Source organism: Rhizobium ecuadorense (assembly GCF_001187535.1).
Classification (GTDB): Bacteria; Pseudomonadota; Alphaproteobacteria; order Rhizobiales; family Rhizobiaceae; genus Rhizobium; species Rhizobium ecuadorense.
In genome coordinates this window covers 1-228 of sequence record NZ_LFIO01000823.1, presented here as the reverse complement: position 1 = coordinate 228, position 228 = coordinate 1, and the positions used below count along the sequence as shown (strand labels likewise).

1 pseudogene is annotated in these 228 nt (G+C 59.6%); it reads left to right on the top strand.

The window, feature by feature from the left end:
• Window positions 1–156 (top strand): annotated as a pseudogene (locus AF337_RS42180) (amidohydrolase); the annotation flags it as partial.
• Between the last annotated feature and the right edge of the window lie 72 nt (window positions 157–228).

The following is a 228-nucleotide window of genomic DNA, read 5'->3' as shown; positions in this document are numbered from 1 at the left end:
CCGCTGAGCCTGATTGCCCGCGTCGGCATCGGCATGGCGACCGATATGACCATGATCAATGGCCGCATCGTCTGGCAGAAGGGCGAATTCCCCGGTCTCGACGAGGCCAAGCTGTCAGCCGATGCCGAGGCCGCACTATCCGCCGTGGAATTCTAAAAAACCAAAAGAGGGAACTGAGAACATGACCAAACTGACCCGCAGAAACCTGATGACGGCCGCTGCCGCCAC